The sequence below is a fragment of the Psychrobacter sp. H8-1 genome (genome assembly GCF_904846575.1).
Lineage (GTDB): Bacteria > Pseudomonadota > Gammaproteobacteria > Pseudomonadales > Moraxellaceae > Psychrobacter > Psychrobacter fulvigenes.
Genome location: NZ_CAJHBG010000001.1, coordinates 2,180,196 through 2,205,077, shown reverse-complemented (window position 1 = coordinate 2,205,077; position 24,882 = coordinate 2,180,196). Strand labels below are relative to the sequence as shown.

Here is a 24,882-nt window from a genome sequence, read left to right as displayed (position 1 = left end):
AATTGCTTATTATATAAAAATAAAACCAATCATCATCTAAATCAGTTTACTAGTAGGAATCCACTTAATGATTAACCAACCGATAGATCCTTTTTTTCGGCGTTTGTTTTTCGTCACTGTTCTGATAGTGTCTCTAGTTTTGATGCATTTGATGATGCCAGTTATCATCCCGTTTGTTATTGCTTTCGTATTGGCTTACCTGTTTAACCCATTGGTGAAGCGTTTATCAAAATATATCAAACGCTGGATGGCGATTATCGTTGTTTATGCAACGCTAACGCTCGGTATGGTATTGCTGCTATGGTGGTTGGTACCTACGTTGTGGCATCAGTTGCAAGCAGCTTGGGAATATCTACCGAAGATTTTGAACTGGTATAATCAGGTGGTACGTGAGTGGTTTGTAAACAATAGCCGTATTCGTTTGCCAGAATTGGAGGCTAAAGGGTTTTCAGAAACGCTGGTAGAATATATGCAGACGCATTACAAATTTGCTGATGCGAGCAGTCTAATGAGTCAAATACTTGCCTCAAGTATGAAGTTTATCAACAATGCGGGATTAATCGTGTTGGTACCGATTTTGACTTTTTATTTTTTATTCAACTGGGACAGTCGCTTGCAAACATGGGAGAAGGCACTTCCAGCCGCTTATTCTAAAAAAATTATACGCATTGCTAAAGACAGCGATCAAGCACTGATGGCCTTTATCAAAGGTCAGTTATTGGTGATGGTGTTATTAGGAGCGATTTATGCAGTACAGCTGCAGCTCATCGGTCTCGAGCTTGGGCTTATCATTGGTATGGTGGCAGGGATTGCCAGCTTCGTGCCTTATCTGGGCTTTGGTATCGGCTTTGTCGCAGCGATTATTGCCTGTCTCTTCCAGTTTGGTTTGAACTGGACATATTTATCATTAATCGTTGGGGCATTTTTGGTTGGACAAGCCGCAGAGGGCTATATCCTGCAGCCACTGTTATTAGGTGATAAGATTGGGTTATCACCGCTGTGGGTAATCTTTGCAGTATTGGCAGGTGCCAGCTTATTAGGTTTCGTTGGCATGCTCATTGCGCTGCCTGTGGCTGCAGTACTGAATGTATTATTCCATCATTTGTATGACTACTATATTAGTACCGACTTTTATCAAGGCCGCAAACAGTTTGATTTATTTGAAAAAAAATAAATATTTAATGAATAGTGCAGCAAGTAAATGAGGAATACAGTAAGTAAAGATAAGCTAAATGGTGTCAATATTTGCCCTGTACGATAGTGAGCAGTCACTTATAATAAGATATTAACGGTAAAAGACTTGTCAGTCATTTTGCAAGTATGGTATATATAGGCGCAGTGTTTGTTATGCTAGCAACCATAGTCAAAGAAGTTTTAATCTATAGGATGCAAGCTTTAAGCGTACCAAAAAACAGTTTGGCTTTTTTATTTCATTGTATTACTTATCTATTGTATTACGCGAACCGAGTTGATGATTCATGGCAGAAGCGCAGCTAAGTCTCAATCTGGACATCAAGCATGATGCGAGTCTCAGTGACTTTTCTGGTCCAGGTTGGATGTCGATTATTGATGCAGTGCGGCAATTACATGTCGGCCTGATTCGTCAACTGTACCTATTTGGTAGCACTGCTACTGGCAAATCTCACCTTTTATCTGCTATTTGCGAATCGTTTCTGGATATGGATAAATCGGCGATTTGTCTGTCACTCAACGAGCTTATACATACTGATGTCAATGTATTGTCTTCTTTAGAGAACTTCGATGTCATTGCTATTGATGATATAGAAGTACTCGAGCATAGTACCGAGTGGCAAGTAGCTTTGTTTCACCTGATTAATCGTAGCCGTGAAGGTCAGCGTCAATTGATATTTGCAGCCAATAAGCCTGCTGGTGAGCTGCCGTTTCAGCTAACAGATTTACTGAGCCGTTTGTCACAAGCACCTGCTTTTAAAGTGCCCAATGGTCATGATTTGGCTGACCGCCAAGCATTACTGCAGTCTATATTACGTCGGCGTGGTTGGCAGTTTGATGAACGTATTATCGATCATTTACTCAATGATGGTCCGCATCGTATCGGGGCAATGATGGAAGTGCTGAATTATATCCAGCCAATGTTTTCTAACCTTGGACGTAGTAATATATCTAAGGCTGTTATCAGTGATGCACTGCGTACTATCGATGAGCAGACACTTGTCGCTGAACTTGCTGATATCAATCAGGAAACACAAAATGATAATAAAATAGACAGTCAGGATAATCACACGATGTCGTTAGATTTTTAAGCGCTTTGTGCGTCAGCACAAAAGCTTTAGAGGCAGCATCTAAAATTTTTCTCGCCAAACTTTCTTAATATAGAGCCGTCAATACAAAGACCTAAACTCTAAGACATAGACTCTTAACATATACATAGATAGGATATCTTATGAAAACATCTGCCTCTTTGCTCAAAAAACTAACCATTAGTACGCTATTAATTGGCGCAAGCTCAGTGTCCATGCTCTCTCATGCAGCAGTCAAGCTGTTAGTGGATGACAATATCAAAGTGACCGCGATTAATGGTCAGGAGCTCAAACAAAGCGTCTTTCAGCCATTGACCAAAGAGTTTACTTTGCAGCCAGGTAAGCATGTCATTACTGCTAAATATGACCGTCTGTATAATCTGAACCGTGATGAACATGATTATCTGCGCTCAGGAAATGTTAGTGTCGCGGCAGAAATGATGGACAATCAAACATATCGCTTAACGATGCCTAACCAACCAGAAGACTATGCGGCAGCGAAAGAGTATGCAGAAAAGCCAACTCTAGCTGTACAGCAAGGTAATACAGTTATTGCAAGCCAGCAAAGTGTCTCTAGCGGTGGCGGACTGTTTTCAGGATTAGGTAATGCGCTCGGCGGTGTGTTCAGTGGCGGCGGTGATGCTCAGCTCCAAAACCAACGTGCTATCGCTGCCTTAGATCAGCCATCTACCACCAATCAGACAGTGGTGACACAGACTTCTAGTACAGTAACTTCTGCGAGCACATTGGATCAGTTTATGCAGCTATGGCTCAAAGCGACTCCTACCGAACGCGAAAAAATTCGTCAGTGGATTCAACAGTAAGCGATAAAACGATTAAGCAATTTCAACAGTAAGCGATAAAACGATTAAGCAATAAAAAAGCACCTTAAAGGTGCTTTTTTATTTGATAGAGATAAATTTGTTAGTCTATAGACTATTAACCCAAAAAGGCATTGTACATCCAAACCAGCTTTTCTTGCTGCTGTACATAATCGTCAACTAAGTCAGCAGTACCTTGGTCTTCTGCTTTTTCTGCCAACGCTGACACTTCACGCTGCTCTTCAATCAGAGCTTGCAGGCCGCTAACCGCACCTTTCATACAAGCGTTGCCATCTTTGACATTTTTATCTTCTTTAATACTGGCATGTTGTGCAAAGTCACTGTAAGCATGTAAAGGAGTGCCACCTAACGTCAAGATACGCTCAGCGATTTCATCAATCTCTACTTGTAGATTGGTATATAGCTCTTCAAACTGTTGATGTAGTGAGAAGAAGTGCTCACCTTTTACGTTCCAGTGATAACCACGTACGTTGATATAGAATATGTGATAGCTTGATAATAGGCTATTCAATTTAGTGATTACTTCACCCATATCTGCTTTTTCTAGTCCGATTTGATTAGTAGCATTATCAGTATTACTCATAAAATTATCCTTATAGTTTGAGTGTTGTTATAAAGTATTAAATAATTGAGGCTAGAAGTGTAGCAAGTGAAAAACCTCATTGCTATGCTCGTTAATATATTGCAGCTTTTGAACATTATAAAGTAACAATGTAAATAAGTAACAATGTAGACAAGAGCTGGTTTCTGAGTTAACAAAAACAATTATTAAGTCGAGCTTTATTTAATCAGAACTTGCTTGTATGAGTTAAATCTTCTTAAGCCTCTTTTTCAATACTTTTTAGTATAGCAAAGCACCGTGTATAAGTTAATTTTGATAAATATAAGAGTGTGATTTATTTTTTAAACCAATACTCATCGATCTGTTTCTTTTGTGCTCACTGGACTATAAAATGCCCTCACCATGTTTTATGCAGGTGGCTGCAACTTCTCAGGGTTTAGACCTTTAACAGGAATGACTTCCAGTAAGTGCTGACGAACGGTATCAAGCGGAAATTTTTGTGCTTTTAAGCGCTTAGGTATGATCTGGCTGCCTTGTTGACCCTTCATTTCAAACATCATAAAGATATAATCGTCAGTTTCATCCCAGCTCTTGATGGCACTCCATGGCACGACCGCTTGTTGTGTCGAGCCTGCGCGCATCTGCATACCGCGCATTTGCGGGTTTTGCATAAGATCTGGTTGGTTGACGGGCATTGCCATGACCAAGCCGTACTTTTGTACACCAAGTTTCATCTGACGCATCTCGTCTGGCATTTGTTGCTCGGCGACTTGCTTATCAAACTCTCTTTTGACATACCATTTAAAGCCAAGAGTACGAACTAAAAGGTAAATCACGACTGCTGCTAGCATCACCCAAAAAATAATTGTTGAGTAGCCTGAGACAAAGACCAGTCCTGCAATCGCGAGCGCCACGACTACAGCCATAATGATCCACTCTTTCATCTTGATGCCAGATAGACCAAAAGAAGGGCTAGCGCTGGCAAATAGCTCGTATTGTGCTTGGTGAAATTCGGCCTCGGTTAGATTTAAGGCAATCGGTTGTAAGGTATAAGGGTACAAGGCCATAAAGGTTTCTCAGATACTCAGTTAAAAAGCGTCAGACGTGATGAGTGATGTCACGTCTAACTAGAAGTGGATTAAAAGATATGCGCTTATCTTACCGAAAAGTGCCCCTAAATGAAACACATAACCATCGTTGTTGGTTTATTCGTTTTTATTTGCAGCAGTCGCAAATATAATGAAACTAAAGCGTATCAGCACGCGACCAACTATGTGAGCAATAAGGTATTAAAAGCCAGAGTCTCAAAAACTGTGCCATCAACGCGTGAAAACCCATTCAAAACATGGTCAAAACGGCTGGGTCTTGGTATCATAGCAGCTAAAATATCCTTGTATGATCAGCCTAAAATCAAGACCCAGCTGTACAATTGAACTGTGCACGATTGTCTTGTTACATTGCTATTGTCTTTTTAACCTTCTTATTCACTCTCAGCTCTACAGGCCAATACTATGATCGATCCAAAACTATTACGTGGTGACTTAAGCGAATTACAGCAGCAATTGGCCACTCGTGGCTACGAGCTTGATATGAGTTTTTGGCAAACCATCGAAAATGAGCGTAAATCGTTACAAGTGAAAACGGAAGAGCTGCAAGCGCGTCGTAATGCTGGCGCAAAACAAGTGGGCGCGCTAAAAAAATCTGGCGAAGATGCAAGTGCGCTGCTTAGCGAGATGCAAAGCGTTAGCGGTGAGATAAAAGCGGCTGAAGACGAGCTGCGCACCTTACAAGAGCGGATTACCCAAGCCGCCTTACAAATTCCGAATTTACCAGCAGCAGGTACACCAGTCGGTAATTCTGAGGACGATAACTTAGAAGTACGCAAATGGGGCACATTGCGTGAGTTTGATTTTGAGATCAAAGACCATACTCATATTGGTGAGACTTTGGGTATGCTTGATTTTGAAGCAGCCGCGAAGATTACGGGTAGTCGTTTCAATGTCTTAAAAGGCCAGCTTGCGCAGCTGCATCGTGCATTGATTCAATTTATGCTAAATACTCATACCATCAAGTACGGTTATACCGAAACTTATGTGCCTTATATTGTTAATAGTGAGAGCCTAAAAGGTACGGGTCAGCTGCCTAAGTTTGAAGATGATTTGTTTAAACTTACCAACCACACTCATAATGATGGCACCGACTTTTATTTGATTCCAACGGCGGAAGTGCCAATGACCAACTTGGTACGCGGCGAGCGTTTAGATATCAAAGAGCTGCCACTAAAGTTCACCGCGCATACGCCATGCTTCCGCAGTGAGGCAGGCTCGCACGGTCGTGATACTCGTGGTCTGATCCGTCAGCATCAATTCGAAAAAGTTGAGATGGTCAATATTGCCAGTGCTGAGCAATCAGATGAGCTGCTTGAAGCGATGACTGGACAAGCAGAAGACATCTTGCAGCAGCTAAATCTGCCTTACCGTGTGGTACAGCTCTGCACGGGTGATATGGGCTTTAGCGCGCAAAAAACCTATGACATCGAAGTTTGGTTACCGAGCCAAGATACCTATCGTGAAATCTCAAGCTGCTCTAACTGTGGCGACTTCCAAGCACGCCGTATGGGTACGCGAGTCAAAGACGGCAAGCAAACCAGTCTGGCACATACGTTAAATGGTTCAGGTCTAGCAGTTGGTCGTACCTTACTCGCAGTAATGGAGAATCATCAAAACGCTGATGGTAGTATCACCATTCCAGAAGTATTGCGTCCGTTTATGGGCGGTGTTGAAACTATTTCAGCTTAATATAGTCGATGCATTCTAAAAAGAACATAGCGCTACTGGGATGCTTTCTTTTAAAATACAGTTGCGCAGCCTCTGGGAACGCAGCACGCAAGTAAAATTTATACCAGTAGCGCGTTTAAATATATATAACAGTTTTATTGTCAATTGAATGATAAGCAAGCTGTTAATTTTGTCGCATTGCTTGGCACATAGTTTGTCGATGGTTTGTCGTTTGACAAAACCGATATGAGTCATTATTAAATGCAAACAGTCATTCCAATGCATTTTTGGCTTGATTCATGGCAAATATGTTAATATTGCACTTTAATTTTATAGCCTATCCATTAAGAGTGTTTATCGCGCTTTTAATGGATTATCCTCTGAGTAAACTCTCCTCTTATCAGCCAAACCCCTCATTTGAATATTAGGATACTCTATGTCAGCTCCAATTAGTGAACGTAAATTAGCCAATGCCATCCGTGTACTGTCGTTTGATGCGGTACAAAAAGCCAACTCTGGACATCCAGGTGCGCCGATGGGAATGGCCGATATTGCCGAAGTTTTGTGGCGTAAGTTTTTGAAGCACAATCCAGCTGACCCTAACTGGCACAACCGTGACCGCTTTGTGTTATCGAACGGTCATGGCTCGATGCTTATCTATTCATTACTCCATTTATCTGGCTATGATGTCAGCATCGATGATTTAAAAGGCTTCCGTCAACTGCATTCAAAGACCCCAGGCCATCCAGAGCTTGGCTATACGCCAGGTGTTGAGACGACCACTGGGCCACTAGGTCAAGGTATCGCCAATGCGGTTGGTTTTGCTATCGCTGAGAAGACCTTAGCCGCACAGTTCAACCGTGACGGACATAACATCGTCGACCACCATACTTATGCGTTTTTGGGCGACGGTTGTTTGATGGAAGGTATCAGCCATGAAGTTTGCTCACTGGCTGGCACGCTAGAGCTTGGTAAATTAGTATTCTTCTATGATGATAACGGTATCTCGATCGATGGTGATGTCGAAGGTTGGTTCACTGATGACACTGGAGCACGCTTTGAAGCTTACGGCTGGCAAGTCATCAAAGTCGATGGCCATGACGCTGATGCTATCACGCAAGCCACTGAGCAAGCGCTTAAAGAGACCACTAAGCCAAGCTTAATCATCTGCAAAACTATCATCGGTGTCGGTAGCCCAAATAAGCAAGGCTTAGCGGCTAGCCATGGTGCCCCGTTAGGTGATGATGAAATCGCTCTGACTCGTGATGCCTTATCTTGGAAGCATGCACCGTTTGAATTAGATGATGAAATCTATGAAGCGTGGGATGCTAAAGCCAAAGGCGATGTACAACAAAAGAACTGGGATGCCGACTTTGAAGCGTATAAAAAGGCCTATCCAGAATTGGCTGAAGAGCTACTACGCCGCCTAAATGGCGAATTGCCAGCGGATTTTGACAAGCAAGCAAAAGACTATATCCAACAAACCCAAGAGCAGGGTGGTGATGTTGCCAGCCGTAAAGCCAGTCAAAACGCGATTAACACGCTACAGCCATTATTGCCTGAATTATTGGGCGGTTCAGCGGATCTCGCTGGCTCGAACCTCACACTATTTAAAGGCGCGAAAGGCATTGAGACTGATGCTGACGGCAACTATATCTATTACGGAGTGCGCGAGTTCGGCATGACTGCGATTGCCAATGGTATCGCATTGCATGGCGGCTTTATCCCTTACGTGGCGACGTTCCTGATGTTTATGGAATACGCGCGTAACGCCGTGCGTATGGGCGCCTTGATGAAGCAGCGCATCATTCACGTCTACACGCATGACTCTATCGGTCTGGGTGAAGATGGCCCAACGCATCAGCCAGTTGAGCAATTGACTAGCCTGCGTACCACGCCAAATCTACGTACATGGCGTCCTTGTGACGCGACCGAATCTGCTACTGCTTGGGTAGAAGCGATTAAGTCAGAAAACAATCCATCCGCACTCATCTTTAGCCGTCAAAGCTTGCCGCATCAAGCGCGTGATAATGAGCAAGTGGCGAATATTACTAAAGGTGGTTATGTGCTAGCCAAAGAGCAGGGCGAGCTAAAAGCAATTATCATTGCCACTGGTTCAGAAGTTGGTCTTGCTATGGAAGCGTATGCAACGTTGAGCGAAAATGGCGTTGGTGTGCGTGTGGTATCTATGCCCTGTGCTGAAATATTTATGGAGCAAGAAGCCAGCTACCGCGAAGCGGTATTGCCTGCCACTATCCGCGCCCGCGTCGCTGTCGAAGCTGCGCATGTGGACTACTGGTATAAGTTCGTTGGTCTCGATGGCAAAGTCATCGGCATGACCACTTATGGCGAGTCCGCGCCAGCCAGCGATTTGTATAAAGAGTTTGGTATTACTACTGAGGCTGTGGTTGATGCGGTGAATAGTTTGGTTTAATTAACCAAAGCTTAAACTTAGTTTTTGAGTTTATAAAAGAGTTGCTGGAGTAATCTGGCAGCTCTTTTTTTGATCTGCAAAAGGACTAAACCAAGCAGCCTGTAGATTGATAAAACGGTCTTATCGATGCGATGGACGCACCTTACAACTCTTTCATATTATGTACATATACGCCCAATTAGGTGTTTATAATATGATTAGCGTTGCATTTTGTGTACTAATCTAAAGAAAGCGTTCTTTGAGGTGTATATTTGTATTGACACATTGACTAATTAAATTTGGATTGATACGTTATCTGTACAAGGATGCTAATTTAGTATCACGACATTCCACACAATAATAGGATATAAGGTCATATAATATGTCAAATAAGCCTTTGAATAACGATGAGATAGATAACATTCCATTGAGCAAGAAGGAACAAAAAAAGCAAGACAAGATAGATGCTGAGCGTAAAAAAGAACAAGATAAGATAGAGAAAGAGCGTCAAAAAGAGCAAGATAAAATAGATAAGAAGATTCAGAAAGAGCAAGACAAGATAGATAAGAAGCATCAAAAAGAGCTAGACAAGGTAGAGAAAAAACGTCAGAAAGAGCTGGATAAAATAGACAAAAAGATGCAAAAAATGCTGGATCAGATAAATCAAAAAGCTCAGAACAAGCAAGATAAAATAGATACTATGGTTCAGAAAAGAAGATATAAGAAAAAAGGTAAGGTTAATAAACAACAAGATAAGAAATGGCAGTTCTAAAATTTCTAACAAATAACAAACTTTGAGCCAAAAAGAGAGCTGCTAGATTATTCTAGCAGCTTTTTTATTATCGTTTAGGCTTGAGAGTTGTTAACTCAGTTCTATAACACCGATTAACCATTATAGGTGTCAAATTTTTCATTCTCACCCACGATATCGATATAGCTTGAGTTTAAATCAGACAGCTTGGCCGCACCCGCTAACAACATGGTTGATTTTAGATCATTACTCAAGTGCTCAATAACCGACTGCACGCCTTGTGCGCCACCTAAACCCAAACCATACATCATCGGACGACCGACTGCTACGGCATCTGCGCCCATGGCAATGGCACGCACGATATCAATACCTCGGCGAATACCACCATCTAAGATAATGGGCACGCGATTATTGACTACTTTGACGATAGGTGGCAGTGCAGTGATACTGGCAGGTACGCCATCGATTTGACGACCGCCGTGGTTAGAAACCTGTATGGCATCAGCACCTGCACGGATAAATCTGTCGGCATCGTCTGGGCGAAGGATGCCTTTGACGATAACAGGCAAGCCCGTGAAGCGTTTGATAAATTGAATGTTTTCAGGGGTCAAAGAAGTCTTTTGATCAAAAAAGTTACCAAAGCCCCCTTTCTTAGGATCATGATTGGCGAAGTTTGCATCTGGGCGGAATGGTCTGCCCATCGCTTTAAAATCTTCAGGCATACCAGGTCCTAAAGCATCAGCGGTTAGGATAATCGCTGTATAGCCCGCTTCTTTTGCACGAGTCAGTAGTGAGCGTGTTACCGCATCATCATTATTCCAATACAACTGAAACCACTTCGGGCCGCTAGTCGCTTTGGCAATTTCCTCAAGCGTGGTGTTTGATGCGCCTGATGAGCAGTATAAAGTCTTGGCAAGACCAGCACCACGTGCGGTGTCTTTTTCGCCTTGCTCGTGCACCATCATGTGTGCTCCCATTGGCGCAACCATGATAGGTGAGGGCATATCTAGGCCTAACAAGCGCGTTTTGATATCGATATCATCATTAGACAAACCAACTAAGCGTTTGGCTGCGATACGATAATCATTAAATGCACGACGGTTTTCGCGCAATGTCCACTCATCACCTGCACCGCCTGATACAAACTCATAGCCTGCTTTTGGAATAGCGCCGCGCGCTTCGACTTCTAAGCGCTCGAGACTGATAATGTTAATTTTCTTTTCTGCGGTACTGGCGAGGTAGGGCGTTGGTGGTCTGGTGGCGTCGTTAGCCGCTGCAAACACTTGCGTGCTCATCAAGGGTAATGCGCTAAGACCGATGCCAGCTGCGCCTAGTAACTTACGTCTTGAGATAGTTTTTTTTGGTTAACGTATCAGATGATGTCATTTTAATTCCTTAAATAGTTAATAATTAACGATAAGATAAATTAATAAAATGATATAAGCTTAGCCATGCTAGCGATCACTTAGACCATCATTAGTGAATTATAATAAATAATAGACGTAAATTATATATAAAATTTAAACAATAATAACAAGTTTATATTAAAGCTATCTATTCGCCTATAATATATTGTGCCGCAATAGTAATTTTTACTTCTGTTTTTCTAATGTTACTGTTTGTGGTCTGTTGATTAATGACACTGCTTATAGGCAGATACCAGCTGTATGGCAATATTACATTTAGATCAGAAATAAAGAGAGGACAAGTCTTAGTATTATGAAAACCATTCATCATCCAGCAAATAAACGCGGTGGCTCGCATCACGATTGGCTCAGGAGCAAGCACACCTTTAGCTTTGCCGACTACTACGATCGCGCGCGGGTAGGGTTTGGCGTCCTCAAGGTGATTAATGATGATCATATAGAGGGTGGTCATGGTTTTGGCTCACACTCACACCGTAATATGGAGATTGTCAGTATCCCATTGTCAGGTACGTTGTTGCACAAAGACGATATGGGCAATGAAAGTCTCATCACTAGCGGTGAGATTCAGATTATGTCCGCAGGCACAGGAATCGTGCATTCTGAGATGAATGCCAGTTTGGATACACCTGTTAAATTCCTACAAATCTGGATTGAGCCCAATAAAAAGAATGTCACACCGCGCTATCAGCAAGTCAGCATCGTTGACTTGCTAAACCAAAACGCGTTTAATCAAGTGCTATCCCCAAATGCAGATGACGCTGGCATGTGGATTCATCAAAACGCGTGGTTTAGTGTCGGCGAATTTGATCAAGGTGCGACCCAAACTTATACGCTCAACGATACTGATAATGGCGTTTACGTATTTGTCATTTCAGGCAGTGTGGTCATTGATGGTAAAGTCTTACAGGCGCGCGATGGATTGGGTATTATTAGGGCTGAGCAATTCACGATGGACGTCATTATTAATGCGCAAGTGCTGGTAATGGAAGTACCCGTTAGCTGAGTATTCTTAGGATAAAAAACAATGTCCCTTATGTCCAGTTTCAAAGGTATCTTAGGCGAGACCGTCATCAACGTAGCCATGTGGCTAAAGCTTGAAAAAGATATTTATCACCGCCTAAATAATATCACCTTGCCATTAGCCAATGGCGGCAGTACTCAAATAGACCACGTTATCGTCTCCGTGTATGGCATCTTCGTCATCGAAACTAAAAACTATAAAGGCTGGATATTCGGGAATGAAAGGCAAAGACAATGGACGCAAGTTATCATGGGTCGCAAGTACAAATTCCAAAATCCATTGCGTCAAAACTATCTGCATATCAAGACGTTGGCTGAATTATTAGAATTGGAAATGAGCTACTTTCACTCGATGATTGCTTTCATCGGTGAGTGCGAGCTTAAGACTCGCGATGAGCTGCCAGAGCATGTATTGACCAGTGGCATGGTGTCCTATGTTAAGAAAAAGCAGGATAAGATATTAACTGAAGCAGAGGTTGAATCTATCATTGAGCAGATTGAAAATAATAGATTTAGCAAATCTTGGAAAACTAACAGTCAGCATAAAGCGTATCTAAAAGACAAGCATGCCAAGGGCAATAAGCATCCAAGCAATAACCCAAAAAGTAAATCAGTTGCTAAGCCTACGCTTGAACCAAAAGCACCAGGCGCTATTAAATCTAGAGAGGTATTTCGATGGTCTGGCCAAACAGAAGTTGAACAAATCGACACACCAATTGCGCCATCTAACAACATGCAACCTAGCTCGCAACCGAACAGTGATGATTCTATTTTTATCACCCCATTTGAAGTATTGGAATCCGAGCCGAAGGTGAATGAGCCTTCTATCATTGAGCAAACTAATATTACCTTTGCCCCAATCCAAGCGCCTGCATGCCCAAAATGTAATGGTGAGATGATTAAGCGTATAGCAAAAAAAGGGGCGCGCCAAGGACAAGCGTTTTATGGTTGTCATCAATTTCCAAAGTGTCGCGGTGTGGTGAATATCGATCAAAAATAAAGCCCAATAAAGCATTGTCCTAAGTAATCAATCACTACGTTTGGTTTTTTGAAATTCAAAAACAGTATATAATTATATATAATGTTATTTATCGAATTTAGGTGGGCTAGCAACATCAGCCTATTTTTATAATATTATACTTGATCTATAGGAAAGTCATGAACTTCAAATTTAGAGTCGTTAACACTGCCATAATGTCTACATTATTATCATTTCTGATGACGATGTTTATTACATTTATCAATTTAGGGTTGTCAGAGGACTTTTTTATAAACTTTCTCAATGCATGGAAAGTTGCTTTGCCAACAGCATTCGTCGCTGTCTTAATCATCGGTCAACCCGTGCAAAAGTTAACCAAGCGCATTTTAGAGCCACAATAAAAGGCTATTATAATAAACGCACTTAATGAATAGTCCATAGCAGATCTGTCATCCCAACAATTATTTTTGTGCTAACTTTGACCATGCTCAGCTTTAATCCTGTCAGCCATTTTTTCAGCGATCATAATAGTAGGTGCATTGGTATTGCCGCTGATTAAGGTTGGCATGACTGAGGCATCGATGACACGCAGTCCGCTTACACCGCGCACTTTTAACTCCAGATCTACGACCGAGCGATCATCTGAGCCCATGCGGCAAGTACCAACAGGGTGATAGATGGTATCGGATCTATTGCGAATATAACCCAGCATGCCGTCTTTTTCAATATACGGAGCAGGGTAGTCTTCGGTGATGTATTTTGCGATTGGGGCTTCTTGCATGATCGCTCGGGTACGCTCTGCACCAGCCACCATATATTCTACGTCTTTAGGGTGAGATAGGTAGTTTGGGTCAATCAGCACTGCGTCAGAAGGGTCAGCGGAGTTGAGTCTGACAGTGCCGCGACTTTCGGGGCGCAGATAGCAGCTGTGACAAGAGATGGCGTAGCCGCGTTTGAGCTCACGACCATGATTCACCACTCGTGAGATGACAAAGTGTAGTTGGGTATTTGGCCATTCTTGCGGATCCTCGCCGACGCTAAAGAAAGCACCCGCTTCAGCATAATTGGTCGATAGCATGCCAGTGCCATCTTTTCGCCATTGTGAAAGCGCTTTAAGGAAGTTTTTGCCACCAATCATGCCGATACCGATGACATCCGTGGTGTTTACCTCGTAATCAAATACCACATCCAAATGATCCTGTAGATTGCCACCGATTTCAGGCGCATCTACCACGACATCTATACCGTGTGACTGCAAGTGTTCAGCAGGACCTATGCCCGATAACATGAGAACTTTGGGTGAGCCAAAGGTTCCTCCTGATAATATGACTTCATGACGCGCCATAACGGTTTGTTTAACCCCATCTTTTTCATAAACAACGCCGACTGCCTGATTGTCTTCAATGATGACGTGGTTGGCTTGCGCATGGGTAATGATCGTCAGGTTTGGCCGGTTTTGTACTGGATGTAGATAAGCGGCAGCGGCAGAGCAGCGTTGACCTTGTTTCTCTCCATGAAAGTGCGTCACTTGATACAGACCAACGCCCTCTAGTTTTTTGCCATTGAAGTCTTGGTTATGCTCAAGTCCATTGGCTATCCCTGCCTCTACGAATGCTTTAGAAACTTCACGAGGACTGAGTAAATCACTGACGTGCAGTGGCCCGCTATCACCATGCAGCGCATCGCTACCGTGAACATTGTTTTCTGACTTGATGAAGTAGGGCAGGACATCATCAAAGCCCCAGCCTTCGCAGCCTTGCTCCACCCAGCGCTCATAATCTAAAGGACTGCCACGAGTGTAGATCATGGCATTAATGGCTGATGAGCCACCCAAACACTGCCCACGAGGTTGGAAGCCGCGGCGGTTATTGAGGTGGGTTTGCGGCGTAGTATGAAAGCACCAGTTATTTAATTTAAGCGGTTTGCCAGGGACGAGAAGGATGAGCCCTGCAGGGACGCGAACAGCAAGGTCTTTGCCCTCACCGCCGTACTCTAACAAGCAAACACTGATGTCGGGGTTTTCTGTCAGCCGGCTAGCGAGCACACAACCTGCAGAACCGCCACCAACGATGACGTAATCAAATTTTGCGTCAAATTCCATTTTTATATTCCTTATAGCTTCCATGCCAATCAAACTGGAGAGCTAGCTTTCCAGTATATAGGTCATTGATTAGTATAGACCTAACAGAATACTGACGCTAGGCATTCATTCAATCTTCAATGGCGCATATTTCAGAGCGCACAATAAAGCGTTTGCCTTCAGGTATTTCCAGTGAAAAGCTAGCACCGCGACCATCGACTATATCGATAGTTAAGTCAGTATGTTGCCAGAGTTTATACTGAGCTTTACCCATATAAAATGGACAGCCAGCAAGCTCACCGACGAGTACGTCTTGACCGCCAACTTTGAACTCACCCAGCGGATAACACATCGGTGAGCTGCCATCGCAGCAGCCGCCAGATTGATGGAACATCAGATCACCGTGTTTGGACTTTAATAACTCAATTAACGCAACGCAGGCTTCTGTCGCTTCAAGTTTCATATCGTGCTCCTTGTTTTTAAACTTTTACCCAAACTAATCGGTAAAAAATATAAAAGGTCGTATCATCTTCACTCACATCATTCATAGCATGTGGCTGAAAACGATACGACCTAGCGTTAGTGATTAAGTGATGTTTTGTGACTAAACGTACCAATCACTAAGATGATTGCAATATCTACATAGAGTAGTCAATCACGATACGTCCCTCAATCTTGCCATCACGCATACGATCAAGAATGTCATTGATATTCTCAAGCGGCTCAGCGGCAACGGTCGCTTTTACTTTACCTTCCGCCGCCATATCTAGCGACTCTTGTAGGTCCAGGCGTGTACCAACGATTGAGCCACGAATGGTAATACCATTTAGTACCGTATCAAAGATAGAGACAGGGAAGTCGCCTGTTGGCAGACCATTACAGACTAAAGTACCACCGCGGCGTAGCATGGTTAGTGCTTGATCAAAGGCCTTAGAGGAGACGGCTGTCACTAGCACACCATGAGCACCGCCGATCTCTTCTTGCAGATACTCACCAGGATCGGTGTTTTTGGCATTGACGGTGACTTTTGCCCCCAGTTTTTTGGCAAAATCGAGCTTTTCATCGTCAATATCGACGGCAGCAACGTTCAGTCCCATGGCAATGGCGTACTGTACCGCCATGTGACCAAGTCCACCGATACCTGAAATGACGACCCAATCACCTGGTTTGGTGTCTGTCATTTTCAGACCTTTATATACCGTCACACCTGCACATAGAACTGGTGCAATCTCAACAGAGTCAACGCTCTCAGGGATAATGCCAACATAGTCAGCATCTGCCAATACGTATTCTGCAAAGCTACCATTCACTGAATAACCAGAGTTCTCTTGACTTAGGCACAGGGTTTCCCAGCCACCTAGACAGTGCGTACAGTGACCACAGGCAGAGTAGAGCCAAGGCACACCGACACGGTCGCCTTCTTTGACATGCTTAACACCTTCACCCACAGCAGTGATCAGGCCGACACCTTCATGACCAGGGATAAACGGGGGGCTTGGTTTGACTGGCCAATCGCCTTCGACAGCATGCAGGTCGGTATGACAGACACCTGATGCCTGCATTTTTACTACAATTTGACCAGGACCTGGGGTAGGGATATCAACTTCTTCAATCTGCAGAGGTTGGTTGAACTCATGCAGAACCGCAGCTTTCATTTTATTACTCATGGTATAACTCCTTATTACTAGCAGTCACTAATGCTCGACTTAGTCTTTTAAACTGCCAATTATTTTACATGTAGATGCTTAGTAAGCATCAAGTTTGTACCTTACGCTTCCTTGTAAGGCGCTTTAGCAAATAGTGTTTAAAAGAACCCCATCGCTTTTGGACTATACGATACCAGCATGTTTTTGGTTTGCTGATAATGATCAAGCATCATTAGATGGTTTTCGCGGCCGATACCCGATTGCTTGTAGCCACCAAATGCAGAATGCGAAGGATAGATGTGGTAGCAGTTGGTCCACACGCGACCTGCTTGGATGCCACGTCCGAAGCGATAGGCTTTGTGTACACTGCGTGTCCAGACTCCAGCACCAAGACCATATAAGGTGTCATTGGCAATGCTCATGGCCTCTTCGTCGTCTTTAAATTTCGTGACGGCAAGTACTGGCCCAAAGATTTCCTCTTGGAACACGCGCATGTCGTTAGTGCCTTCAAAGATAGTGGGCTGTACATAGTAGCCATCTGCAAGGTCGCCGTCATGCTTGGCTTGTTCGCCACCGACCAATACTTTGGCCCCTTCTTTTTTGCCAATATCCAGATAAGATAGGATTTTTTCTAACTGGTCTGTGCTGGCTTGGGCGCCAATCATGGTATCAGTATCTAATGGATTGCCCATTTTGATGGCTTTGACGCGCTCGATACAGCGCTTCATAAACTCATCATAAATGCTCTCGTGTACTAATGCGCGCGACGGACAAGTACAGACTTCACCTTGGTTGAGCGCAAACATCACTAGACCTTCGACCGCTTTGTCCAAGAAATCATCGTCTTCGTCCATGACATCAGCAAAGAAGATATTTGGACTCTTACCACCCAGCTCTAGTGTCACTGGAATGATGTTTTCACTAGCATACTGCATGATTAAGCGACCAGTAGTCGTCTCACCAGTGAAGGCCACTTTATTGATACGTGGATTGGAGGCAAGCGGCTTACCAGCTTCTACCCCGAAACCGTTGACCACGTTGAGGACACCTTTTGGTAAGATATCAGCAATCCCGATCGTCTCTAGCATATAAAGAATAGAGGCAGGCGTTTGCTCTGCAGGCTTGAGTACTATACAGTTACCCGCAGCAAGCGCAGGGGCTAGTTTCCATACTGCCATGAGGATTGGAAAGTTCCATGGGATAATTTGGCCGACGACACCCAGTGGCTCATGGAAGTGATAAGCAACCGTGTCATCATCAATTTGACTGATGCCGCCTTCTTGTGCACGAATGGCACTGGCAAAATAGCGAAAGTGATCGATGGCTAACGGAATGTCTGCTGCTAGGGTTTCACGTACAGGCTTACCGTTTTCATACGTTTCGGCAATGGCGATGGCTTCTAAATTGGCTTCCATCTTATCTGCAATTTTGAGCAGTAGATTAGCACGTTCAGCGACGCTGGTTTTACCCCAAGCGTCTTTGGCGGCGTGGGCAGCGTCTAAGGCTTTTTCGATATCTGCTTCTTTTGAACGGGCGACTTGGCAGATGACTTTACCGTCGATGGGGCTGGTATTGTCAAAATACTCTCCATCGGCTGGTGCGACCCACTCACCATTGATAAAGTTGTCATATTTTTTGCGGAATTGGACGGGGCTGTTTTCTGTATTGGGATAAGCGTGTAGCATTAACGACTCCTTGTTGTATTAATTTATAAAGCAAATAAACGTTCAAGCCTTTAATATATGATCTTTTGAGGTCGTATCTATAAAGTCACTTGCACGGTTTTGCCGGATCTTCCTGATCAGGTTGTCAGTCTATCGTACTGAACTTTTGTATATAAGCATAGTTACTTTTAGTAAAGCAAATCAGGTTGTTTCATAAATTTAGGTTATGCATAAGTATCTGCTTAAATTGGTTCGAAAACTTGGTACAGCTGTTATAATTGCTACCATTATGATGCTACGACGGTAGTTTCCTTTTTCTTATGTTATTGGTTGGTTTGGATATATGCGTCAATCTTCTGCTCTTAATATCTTAAAAACAGGTCAAAATGTGTTTTTGACTGGCTCAGCAGGTTCAGGTAAAACTTATACTCTCAACCAGTACATCGATTACTTACGCGCGCGCCGTGTGCCAGTTGCCGTGACTGCTAGTACGGGTATCGCGGCGACACACATGAACGGCACGACTATCCATAGTTGGTCGGGTATAGGCATCAAAGACGAGTTGTCTGATCGTGATTTGACCAATTTATCGCGTAAGCAGTTTTTAGCAGACAGACTAAAAGACACAGCGGTATTGATCATCGATGAGATTTCCATGCTGCATGCCAAGCAGCTTAATCTAGTCAACCAAGTGCTCAAGCATGTGCGCAAAAATGATGCTGCATTTGGTGGTATTCAAGTGGTGGTCGCAGGAGATTTTTTTCAGTTACCACCGATTGGGAGTAAGGGTGAGAGCAATCGAGAAAAGTTTGCTTTTATGTCTGAGGCTTGGCTCGATGCTAAGTTCCATATTTGTTATTTATCCGAGCAGCATCGGCAAGTCAGTGAGGCCGCTAATAGTGGTCTCGATCTGGATGATATTCTCAATCAGATTCGCAGACAAGAAGTCACTTTTGAGGCGATTGCGGCATTGGAAGCTACCTTTGATCAAAACGTCGATATCAATCGCACCCGTCTCTATACCCACAACCTCAACGTCAATAAAATTAATGATAAAGAACTGGCAGCGCTTGAAGGTGAAACCATGCGGTTTGAGGCCACCGCGACAGGTGATAGCAAACTGGTTGAGACACTCAAAAAGACTGTGCGCACCCAAGATGAGCTGATTCTAAAAGTTGGTGCTAAGGTGATGTTTATCAAAAACAACACTGAGCTTGGTGTGTCCAACGGTACCATGGGTGAGTTGATAGGCTTTGCTGCTGTCAAAGTTGATGACAGTCAGAATGATAGTAATGCCTTAATCGACAATGAGGATGGTGTCGATACAGATAACACTACCGACAGTGAGACAGATACTGCTAAGAACGCCAAAGACAACGCTAAAAAAGATCAAAAAAACCCAAAGAGTAAGAAAGCCGTCACGCAAAAAATGCCAGTGGTCAGACTCAATTCAGGCCGCGAGGTCATCGCTGAGCCTGAAGAGTGGATCATCGAAGATGAGACGGGAGATGTGCTAGCAAGTTACCTGCAAGTGCCGCTCTGTCTGGCATGGGCGATTACCATTCATAAATCGCAAGGCATGACTTTGGACGCGGCTGAGATTGATTTATCGCGTACTTTTGAGCTTGGGCAAGGCTACGTGGCACTATCACGGCTCAAATCGCTGGCAGGTTTGCAGCTGCTTGGTATAAATAAAATGAGCTTGCAACTTGATCCATTGGCGCGGGGCGCTGATAAGCGCTTTTTGGAGTTGTCGGAAGACGCCGATGCCAACTATGCGATGCTCGATGAAAAAAGCATGACGCAGGCTCATGATAAGTTTATTTTAAAATCAGGTGGCACGCTCAGTAAGTCAGTCATTGAGGCCTATGCCAGTCTACAAAAAAGACGCCATGAGCGCCTGCAAGCGCAGCAAGAAAAGAAGCAAAAGCGTGGTAATCAGGTTGCTGATAAATCTGAGAGTACATTGGTTGCGACGCGGCTATTATTAGAAGAGAGTCTGTCTATCGCTGATATTGCACAGACGCGTGAGCTTGCGCAGTCGACGATTATGCGCCATATTAGTGAGCTTAAACGCCAAGACCCAAGCCTTGCATGCGATCATCTGCGCCCTGAAGATGAGGTGATGACAGCTGTTGGTAATGCTTATGTGGCGATTAAAGTGGCCAATAACCCCAATGACTTCAATGATGATGGCAGCGTAAAAATTAAGCCTATTTACGAGAGTCTCAAACAAAGCGTTGATTATAATACTATTCGTTTGGCGCTGATCTTTATTACCCCTTAATGCTTTTTTATCAGTACTAATTATCAGTACTAACCTTCTATGTTCACTTACATCACTTCCTACCTTTATAGCGATACCTTGTTATGCCTGATTTTTCTAGCGCCACCTACCGACTTACGTCAGACCCTGCTGTAGCAGCGGCAGGGTTTCATGCAACCAGCGAGCACACGCAGCCGCTGAGAGTCGCCATTAATGGTTTCGGGCGTATAGGGCGAAATGTCCTGCGCGCGCTGCTAGAGCGTTTTGAAGTGTTAGGCCGCGCCATTCATGTAGTCGCCATCAATGATTTGGCACCAGCCGATATTTTATTGCATTTACTAAAGTTTGACAGTACTCATGGTCGATTGAGTCGTCTTGGCGTCAGTGCAGACATAGTAGACAGTATGGCTGATGAATATAGCCAAACCCAACTGTGCTTGACCAAAAATAACCACACCTACTGTATCCGTATGCTTTCAGAGCCAGATCCCAAACAGTTGCCTTGGCAGACGCTAGGAATCGATGTGGTATTGGAGTGTACAGGATATTTTCGTTCTTACGACCAAGCGCATCAGCATATCGAAGCGGGTGCTCAGCAAGTTATCATTGGCGCCGCGCCTTTTGATGATGTAGACGCTTGCATTGTGATGGGTGTTAATACCGAGCTACTGACATGTGAGCTACCGATAATTTCAAGCGTATCTTGTACTACGCAGGCATTGGTACCGCTGATAGATACGCTTGATAAGGCTTTTGGTGTGCAGTCGGCCATGATGACCGAAATTCATGCGGTGACCGCTGATCAAACGGTACTGGATCAGGCGCATCGTGATCCAAGAAGAGCGCGGGCGTCAGGGCATAATATCATTCCTACTACTTCTAGCAGTATTGCAGCGACAGAGCGTGTATTGCCAAGCATGGTAGGTAAGATTAACGGTCATTCTATTCGTGTGCCAACCATCAACGTCGCCGCTATTGATGTGACCTTTGTATTCAACGCGCCAGATGTCAGTGTCGATGCGATGCGAGAAGTGCTTATATCTGCGAGCCAAGCGCATTTGCTCGATATCATGACCTATACTGAGGAACCACTGGTCTCAAGTGATTTCATTCATCAGTCTGAGTCGCTTATCATCGATGGTCAGCAGCTTATGCAGGTGGGTAGTCAATACAAGGTTTTTGCGTGGTATGATAATGAGTGGGGCTATGCCAATAGGCTGCTTGATATGTGTTTGCATCTGGCCTCTAGCAAGCAAGCATAATCCAAAAAACGCTTAGTGATAAAATAATTAAAGTTTTTTTAGATATGCGCTTGCATTCTTATTTCATATCGCTATAATGATGCACAAATGGAGACGTGGCAGAGCGGTTGAATGCACCGGTCTTGAAAACCGACAAGGGTTCATAGCCCTTCGAGAGTTCGAATCTCTCCGTCTCCGCCAAATTCAAAAAGCCCCAATCAGTCAATGATTGGGGCTTTTTTATGTCTTTAATAACTGTCCAAACCAACGCACATTAACTAAAAGTAAAAGGGATGATTGGCTTCTGTAGAGACTGCTTATTCATAGAAGCGACTGATATCAATATTGCCTGTAAATGCTACTTCGAAAGGTTATTGGTGAATTTAATCTTTTGACCATCAGCTAAGGTGATGACACCGTCGCTGATTTCTATCGTCACGTCTTGTGCATTTCTAATGGCGCGCATAACATTAATATCTTCAATACTGCTTTCAATCACAATCTTACCTGATTGTTCAGGCGCTATGGGCGGTTCGAACCTTGTGAGCGGTATATTGAAACGTTTGCCTTTGGTCAGCTTGGCATCCTTCATCAGCAGTGAACCTCTAAAGCTGTTAATGGCAACTGTGCCATCATTAGACAGCATAAATTGTAACTTCACTTGATTCAAACTATCACTACTGCTGGTCTTCACGGGAAGTAGGGCGACAGAATAGGTTTGTGCCTGATTAGTACCTGTTTGTTGATTGATGATGACAGGGCTTTTTCTACCGGTTGGATTGTTAGGGTGCCGGCGTTCATATTCACGCTGCTGTATCAACGCTTGCTTGATAGTGATGCGCGGCATCGCTCCTGACTCGTATGCACCGCTAAGCTTCATACGCAGCATATAGCGGCTAAGAAGCTGTCTGTCGCTCTCAGGTAGCTGCTCAAAAGTATCCCCTAGCTTTTTTTGCCAGTGATCAGAGTCAGTGGGTATGGTTCTTTTGCTAGGATCAACTTGAGGCTGTGAGCAGCCATGCACGATCGGCAGAGCTGCTAACATGATCGTTAATAATAAAGCCTTATGAAAACGCTGATACAAACCCGCCATCGTATACCTCCTTGTATACTCATTAATAACAACGACTGCTTTGTTAATATATAGTCAATCCACAATAAAAGAGATACAACCCATATCATGAAATAGCTTAGGCAGATTATTCTCCATCCAGCCTTGGCGTAGAAACTTAGCTTGAGCCCATTTCTTTTCAATGGGATTAAGATCAGGACTGTACGGTGGTAGCCACAAAATACGATGACCATGTCTGTTGAGTAGTTTTTGGATACGCTTATTTTTATGAAACCGAGCATTATCCATGACAATAACGCATTTGGTTTTAAGGCTTGGGATTAGTGTTCGTTTGCACCAGTTGTAGAATATGGTGCTGTTAATATTCTGCTCAAAGTAATCAAGCGCAAACAGCATTTTTTCATACAATGCCCCGATGACATTCGTACGCTTTTTTGCTTGCCAGTTGTAGCTATCTATACAGGGTGTACCTATCGGTGCATAGCCATGAGAGCGGATAGTCTCGTGCTCAAAGCCGCTTTCATCCATATAGACAATGGGATAGCCTTGCTGTTTAAAGTGATCAAGCCTACTCTGGAATATCGCTCTTTTGATCGGACAGGCTTTTGGATGTTCCAAGGTCTTTTTTTTGACTGATACCAAGACGCTTTAAGGCAATCTCAATGCCTGATTTGCTACAATTTAAACGCTGTGCTCGCTCATACATGTAATCGTCTGGATATTGCGCAACGTCTTGAAGAAGTGCTTCATTTGGTATTTTACTGGGTGCTTTATCCCGAGATTGTTTGATTGTTGGGTTTTTCAACCAGCGTTGTAATGCCGTCTTGCTAACGTCATAGAAAGTACACGCTTCACGAATAGTCATGTCTTTGTTTTTGACGCTTTTGATCACTTGCGCCCGGAAGTCTGCAGAATAAGTCATCGTTATTAATATCTTTCTCTTAGTTTTAATAGTATTGTATCTTATTTATAAAAGACCGACTATACCTCGTTTGATAGCATGTTGGGTTTAATTATAGCTAAATACAGTCTTAAACTTAATGTAGGGTGAGAGACAGTTATATTTGAGCATAAAAAGAAGGGCTAATAAGTAGAAATATAGTCGGAGCACTTTTAAATCGCTATGATGTTACCCGCCCTAGATGTACTTAGTGTACTATCTGCGGTCGGTCGCCTTGTAGCGATTTTAAAATTCCTTGACTATAGAATAAATAAGAGAATCTAAAAACAACAAAAAAAGACCAAGCGCAATTAAGCAAACTTGGTCTTTCAATATTGGAGCGTGTTCTAAAAATAAAAAGTTTTAATCGTTATTTTGAAGCTCAGACAGTGGGTGAGTAATGCTATTGTCGTGTGTCACTACGATAGCTTTATCGATGATATGCTGGCTAACACCGCTTTTGCGCAAGGTCTCAATGAATAGCTCATCATGCGCTAAGGTATAGTCTTGATGGTCACGGTCGAGACCTTGACGAATGTAGAGGCGGATTAGGCCTTGAATGCGTTTGAAACCAAGCTCTGATGAGGTTGATTCTAGTAACTCAATCATCTCTTCAGAAAGACGAATACTAACTGGGCGCGTGACTTTTTGCGGATGATCAGAAAATTTATTTTTTATGCGTACAGGTATCATAGTAAACCATTACTTATAGTGAGTAGGAATAAAGGATTTTGATAAAAATGATGGGCAACCTGTCATATGTCTTTATGATACGAATGATTGCTCAAGAGTATTCTAGATAAGTATTATAAACTGAAATTTATCAACACCTCTTACCATACAACAAAATCGTCTAAAAGAATACCAGCGCCCGCAAAAACAGTTAGCCATAAAAAAACCTTCATCAATATAGATGAAGGCTT

General features: G+C 43.4%; 22 protein-coding genes and 1 tRNA gene. 12 read left to right on the top strand and 11 right to left on the bottom strand.

What is annotated here, in order from left to right; all coding sequences use genetic code 11:
- Positions 1 to 67 precede the first annotated feature (67 nt).
- From JMY01_RS08930 to JMY01_RS08920, 3 genes are all read left to right on the top strand, one after another.
- The gene (locus JMY01_RS08930) at positions 68 to 1,174 is read left to right on the top strand and encodes an AI-2E family transporter (protein WP_201575226.1); all 1,107 of its coding nucleotides are present in this window, start codon (positions 68 to 70) and stop codon (positions 1,172 to 1,174) included.
- Positions 1,175 to 1,478: 304 nt separating this feature from the next.
- Entirely contained in the window at positions 1,479 to 2,282 is an 804-nt protein-coding gene (gene hda, locus JMY01_RS08925) for a DnaA regulatory inactivator Hda (RefSeq protein ID WP_201575225.1), read from the top strand.
- Positions 2,283 to 2,422: 140 nt separating this feature from the next.
- A complete protein-coding gene (locus JMY01_RS08920; RefSeq protein WP_201575224.1) occupies positions 2,423 to 3,103 on the top strand; it encodes a DUF2057 family protein in 681 nt (226 codons plus the stop codon).
- A gap of 115 nt (positions 3,104 to 3,218) precedes the next feature.
- On the opposite strand, the gene JMY01_RS08915 is transcribed toward JMY01_RS08920, so the two are convergent.
- Together JMY01_RS08915 and JMY01_RS08910 are read right to left on the bottom strand one after the other, a co-directional pair.
- A complete protein-coding gene (locus JMY01_RS08915; RefSeq protein WP_201575223.1) occupies positions 3,219 to 3,704 on the bottom strand; it encodes a Dps family protein in 486 nt (161 codons plus the stop codon).
- 386 nt (positions 3,705 to 4,090) lie between these two features.
- Complete coding sequence (locus tag JMY01_RS08910) at positions 4,091 to 4,750, bottom strand: YcxB family protein (RefSeq protein WP_201575222.1); 660 nt, start codon at positions 4,748 to 4,750, stop codon at positions 4,091 to 4,093.
- A 444-nt stretch (positions 4,751 to 5,194) separates the two neighbouring features.
- Between JMY01_RS08910 and serS the strand changes: the two genes are divergently transcribed.
- From serS to JMY01_RS08895, 3 genes are all read left to right on the top strand, one after another.
- A complete protein-coding gene (gene serS, locus JMY01_RS08905; RefSeq protein ID WP_201575221.1) occupies positions 5,195 to 6,481 on the top strand; it encodes a serine--tRNA ligase in 1,287 nt (428 codons plus the stop codon).
- A 415-nt stretch (positions 6,482 to 6,896) separates the two neighbouring features.
- Complete coding sequence (gene tkt, locus JMY01_RS08900; RefSeq protein ID WP_201575220.1) at positions 6,897 to 8,894, top strand: transketolase; 1,998 nt, start codon at positions 6,897 to 6,899, stop codon at positions 8,892 to 8,894.
- Between the two features lie 361 nt (positions 8,895 to 9,255).
- Complete coding sequence (locus JMY01_RS08895) at positions 9,256 to 9,645, top strand: hypothetical protein (RefSeq protein ID WP_201575219.1); 390 nt, start codon at positions 9,256 to 9,258, stop codon at positions 9,643 to 9,645.
- 113 nt (positions 9,646 to 9,758) lie between these two features.
- On the opposite strand, the gene JMY01_RS08890 is transcribed toward JMY01_RS08895, so the two are convergent.
- Positions 9,759 to 10,919 carry an alpha-hydroxy-acid oxidizing protein gene (locus tag JMY01_RS08890; protein WP_201575218.1) on the bottom strand — a complete coding sequence of 387 codons (1,161 nt, stop codon included), beginning with the start codon at positions 10,917 to 10,919 and terminating at the stop codon, positions 9,759 to 9,761.
- 424 nt (positions 10,920 to 11,343) lie between these two features.
- Here JMY01_RS08890 and JMY01_RS08885 point away from each other — a divergent pair, with 424 nt between their 5' ends.
- The 3 genes from JMY01_RS08885 (at position 11,344) to JMY01_RS14450 (ending at position 13,451) form a co-directional block, all read left to right on the top strand.
- A complete protein-coding gene (locus tag JMY01_RS08885) occupies positions 11,344 to 12,054 on the top strand; it encodes a pirin family protein (RefSeq protein WP_201575217.1) in 711 nt (236 codons plus the stop codon).
- A gap of 30 nt (positions 12,055 to 12,084) precedes the next feature.
- Entirely contained in the window at positions 12,085 to 13,071 is a 987-nt protein-coding gene (locus JMY01_RS08880; RefSeq protein WP_227677791.1) for an NERD domain-containing protein, read from the top strand.
- A 158-nt stretch (positions 13,072 to 13,229) separates the two neighbouring features.
- Complete coding sequence (locus tag JMY01_RS14450; RefSeq protein WP_227677789.1) at positions 13,230 to 13,451, top strand: DUF2798 domain-containing protein; 222 nt, start codon at positions 13,230 to 13,232, stop codon at positions 13,449 to 13,451.
- 71 nt (positions 13,452 to 13,522) lie between these two features.
- On the opposite strand, the gene JMY01_RS08870 is transcribed toward JMY01_RS14450, so the two are convergent.
- The 4 genes from JMY01_RS08870 to JMY01_RS08855 form a co-directional block, all read right to left on the bottom strand.
- Positions 13,523 to 15,151 (bottom strand): GMC family oxidoreductase, encoded by a 1,629-nt coding sequence (locus JMY01_RS08870; protein ID WP_201575214.1) that lies wholly within the window; start codon positions 15,149 to 15,151, stop codon positions 13,523 to 13,525.
- A gap of 109 nt (positions 15,152 to 15,260) precedes the next feature.
- Positions 15,261 to 15,593 (bottom strand): DUF779 domain-containing protein, encoded by a 333-nt coding sequence (locus JMY01_RS08865; RefSeq protein ID WP_201575213.1) that lies wholly within the window; start codon positions 15,591 to 15,593, stop codon positions 15,261 to 15,263.
- Between the two features lie 175 nt (positions 15,594 to 15,768).
- The gene (gene adhP / locus JMY01_RS08860) at positions 15,769 to 16,797 is read right to left on the bottom strand and encodes an alcohol dehydrogenase AdhP (RefSeq protein WP_201575212.1); all 1,029 of its coding nucleotides are present in this window, start codon (positions 16,795 to 16,797) and stop codon (positions 15,769 to 15,771) included.
- Positions 16,798 to 16,934: 137 nt separating this feature from the next.
- A complete protein-coding gene (locus tag JMY01_RS08855; RefSeq protein ID WP_201575211.1) occupies positions 16,935 to 18,461 on the bottom strand; it encodes an aldehyde dehydrogenase family protein in 1,527 nt (508 codons plus the stop codon).
- A gap of 322 nt (positions 18,462 to 18,783) precedes the next feature.
- Between JMY01_RS08855 and JMY01_RS08850 the strand changes: the two genes are divergently transcribed.
- The 3 genes from JMY01_RS08850 (at position 18,784) to JMY01_RS08840 (ending at position 22,148) form a co-directional block, all read left to right on the top strand.
- Positions 18,784 to 20,727 carry an AAA family ATPase gene (locus JMY01_RS08850; RefSeq protein ID WP_201575210.1) on the top strand — a complete coding sequence of 648 codons (1,944 nt, stop codon included), beginning with the start codon at positions 18,784 to 18,786 and terminating at the stop codon, positions 20,725 to 20,727.
- Positions 20,728 to 20,810: 83 nt separating this feature from the next.
- Positions 20,811 to 21,968 carry a type I glyceraldehyde-3-phosphate dehydrogenase gene (locus tag JMY01_RS08845; protein ID WP_201575209.1) on the top strand — a complete coding sequence of 386 codons (1,158 nt, stop codon included), beginning with the start codon at positions 20,811 to 20,813 and terminating at the stop codon, positions 21,966 to 21,968.
- 89 nt (positions 21,969 to 22,057) lie between these two features.
- Positions 22,058 to 22,148 (top strand) — tRNA-Ser (locus JMY01_RS08840).
- Positions 22,149 to 22,305: 157 nt separating this feature from the next.
- On the opposite strand, the gene JMY01_RS08835 is transcribed toward JMY01_RS08840, so the two are convergent.
- The 4 genes from JMY01_RS08835 to JMY01_RS08825 form a co-directional block, all read right to left on the bottom strand.
- On the bottom strand, positions 22,306 to 23,040 hold the full coding sequence (locus JMY01_RS08835; protein WP_201575208.1) for a hypothetical protein: 735 nt from the start codon (positions 23,038 to 23,040) through the stop codon (positions 22,306 to 22,308).
- Positions 23,041 to 23,094: 54 nt separating this feature from the next.
- Positions 23,095 to 23,637, bottom strand: coding sequence for an IS630 family transposase (locus tag JMY01_RS08830; RefSeq protein ID WP_265089828.1), 543 nt, complete (start codon positions 23,635 to 23,637; stop codon positions 23,095 to 23,097).
- Positions 23,588 to 23,941, bottom strand: a complete 354-nt coding sequence (locus JMY01_RS14140) for an IS630 transposase-related protein (RefSeq protein WP_227677608.1) — start codon at positions 23,939 to 23,941, stop codon at positions 23,588 to 23,590. Before JMY01_RS14140 ends, JMY01_RS08830 begins: the two co-directional genes overlap by 50 nt.
- Positions 23,942 to 24,322: 381 nt before the next feature.
- Positions 24,323 to 24,652: a CopG family transcriptional regulator gene (locus JMY01_RS08825; RefSeq protein WP_201575207.1), complete on the bottom strand. Its 330-nt coding sequence runs from the start codon at positions 24,650 to 24,652 to the stop codon at positions 24,323 to 24,325.
- Between the last annotated feature and the right edge of the window lie 230 nt (positions 24,653 to 24,882).

What these genes read in the sequence shown, in the direction of transcription:
- JMY01_RS08880 (WP_227677791.1), top strand. Translation starts at nt 12,085, where the DNA reads ATGTCCAGTTTCAAAGGTATCTTAGGCGAGACCGTCATCAACGTAGCC.
- JMY01_RS08885 (WP_201575217.1), top strand. Translation starts at nt 11,344, where the DNA reads ATGAAAACCATTCATCATCCAGCAAATAAACGCGGTGGCTCGCATCAC.
- JMY01_RS08850 (WP_201575210.1), top strand. Translation starts at nt 18,784, where the DNA reads ATGCGTCAATCTTCTGCTCTTAATATCTTAAAAACAGGTCAAAATGTG.
- hda (WP_201575225.1), top strand. Translation starts at nt 1,479, where the DNA reads ATGGCAGAAGCGCAGCTAAGTCTCAATCTGGACATCAAGCATGATGCG.
- serS (WP_201575221.1), top strand. Translation starts at nt 5,195, where the DNA reads ATGATCGATCCAAAACTATTACGTGGTGACTTAAGCGAATTACAGCAG.
- JMY01_RS08895 (WP_201575219.1), top strand. Translation starts at nt 9,256, where the DNA reads ATGTCAAATAAGCCTTTGAATAACGATGAGATAGATAACATTCCATTG.
- tkt (WP_201575220.1), top strand. Translation starts at nt 6,897, where the DNA reads ATGTCAGCTCCAATTAGTGAACGTAAATTAGCCAATGCCATCCGTGTA.
- JMY01_RS08825 (WP_201575207.1), bottom strand. Translation starts at nt 24,652, where the DNA reads ATGATACCTGTACGCATAAAAAATAAATTTTCTGATCATCCGCAAAAA.
- JMY01_RS08890 (WP_201575218.1), bottom strand. Translation starts at nt 10,919, where the DNA reads ATGAGCACGCAAGTGTTTGCAGCGGCTAACGACGCCACCAGACCACCA.
- JMY01_RS08915 (WP_201575223.1), bottom strand. Translation starts at nt 3,704, where the DNA reads ATGAGTAATACTGATAATGCTACTAATCAAATCGGACTAGAAAAAGCA.
- JMY01_RS08910 (WP_201575222.1), bottom strand. Translation starts at nt 4,750, where the DNA reads ATGGCCTTGTACCCTTATACCTTACAACCGATTGCCTTAAATCTAACC.
- JMY01_RS08845 (WP_201575209.1), top strand. Translation starts at nt 20,811, where the DNA reads ATGCCTGATTTTTCTAGCGCCACCTACCGACTTACGTCAGACCCTGCT.
- JMY01_RS14450 (WP_227677789.1), top strand. Translation starts at nt 13,230, where the DNA reads ATGAACTTCAAATTTAGAGTCGTTAACACTGCCATAATGTCTACATTA.
- JMY01_RS08855 (WP_201575211.1), bottom strand. Translation starts at nt 18,461, where the DNA reads ATGCTACACGCTTATCCCAATACAGAAAACAGCCCCGTCCAATTCCGC.
- JMY01_RS08920 (WP_201575224.1), top strand. Translation starts at nt 2,423, where the DNA reads ATGAAAACATCTGCCTCTTTGCTCAAAAAACTAACCATTAGTACGCTA.
- JMY01_RS08930 (WP_201575226.1), top strand. Translation starts at nt 68, where the DNA reads ATGATTAACCAACCGATAGATCCTTTTTTTCGGCGTTTGTTTTTCGTC.
- JMY01_RS08870 (WP_201575214.1), bottom strand. Translation starts at nt 15,151, where the DNA reads ATGGAATTTGACGCAAAATTTGATTACGTCATCGTTGGTGGCGGTTCT.
- JMY01_RS14140 (WP_227677608.1), bottom strand. Translation starts at nt 23,941, where the DNA reads ATGACTTATTCTGCAGACTTCCGGGCGCAAGTGATCAAAAGCGTCAAA.
- JMY01_RS08865 (WP_201575213.1), bottom strand. Translation starts at nt 15,593, where the DNA reads ATGAAACTTGAAGCGACAGAAGCCTGCGTTGCGTTAATTGAGTTATTA.
- JMY01_RS08835 (WP_201575208.1), bottom strand. Translation starts at nt 23,040, where the DNA reads ATGGCGGGTTTGTATCAGCGTTTTCATAAGGCTTTATTATTAACGATC.
- adhP (WP_201575212.1), bottom strand. Translation starts at nt 16,797, where the DNA reads ATGAGTAATAAAATGAAAGCTGCGGTTCTGCATGAGTTCAACCAACCT.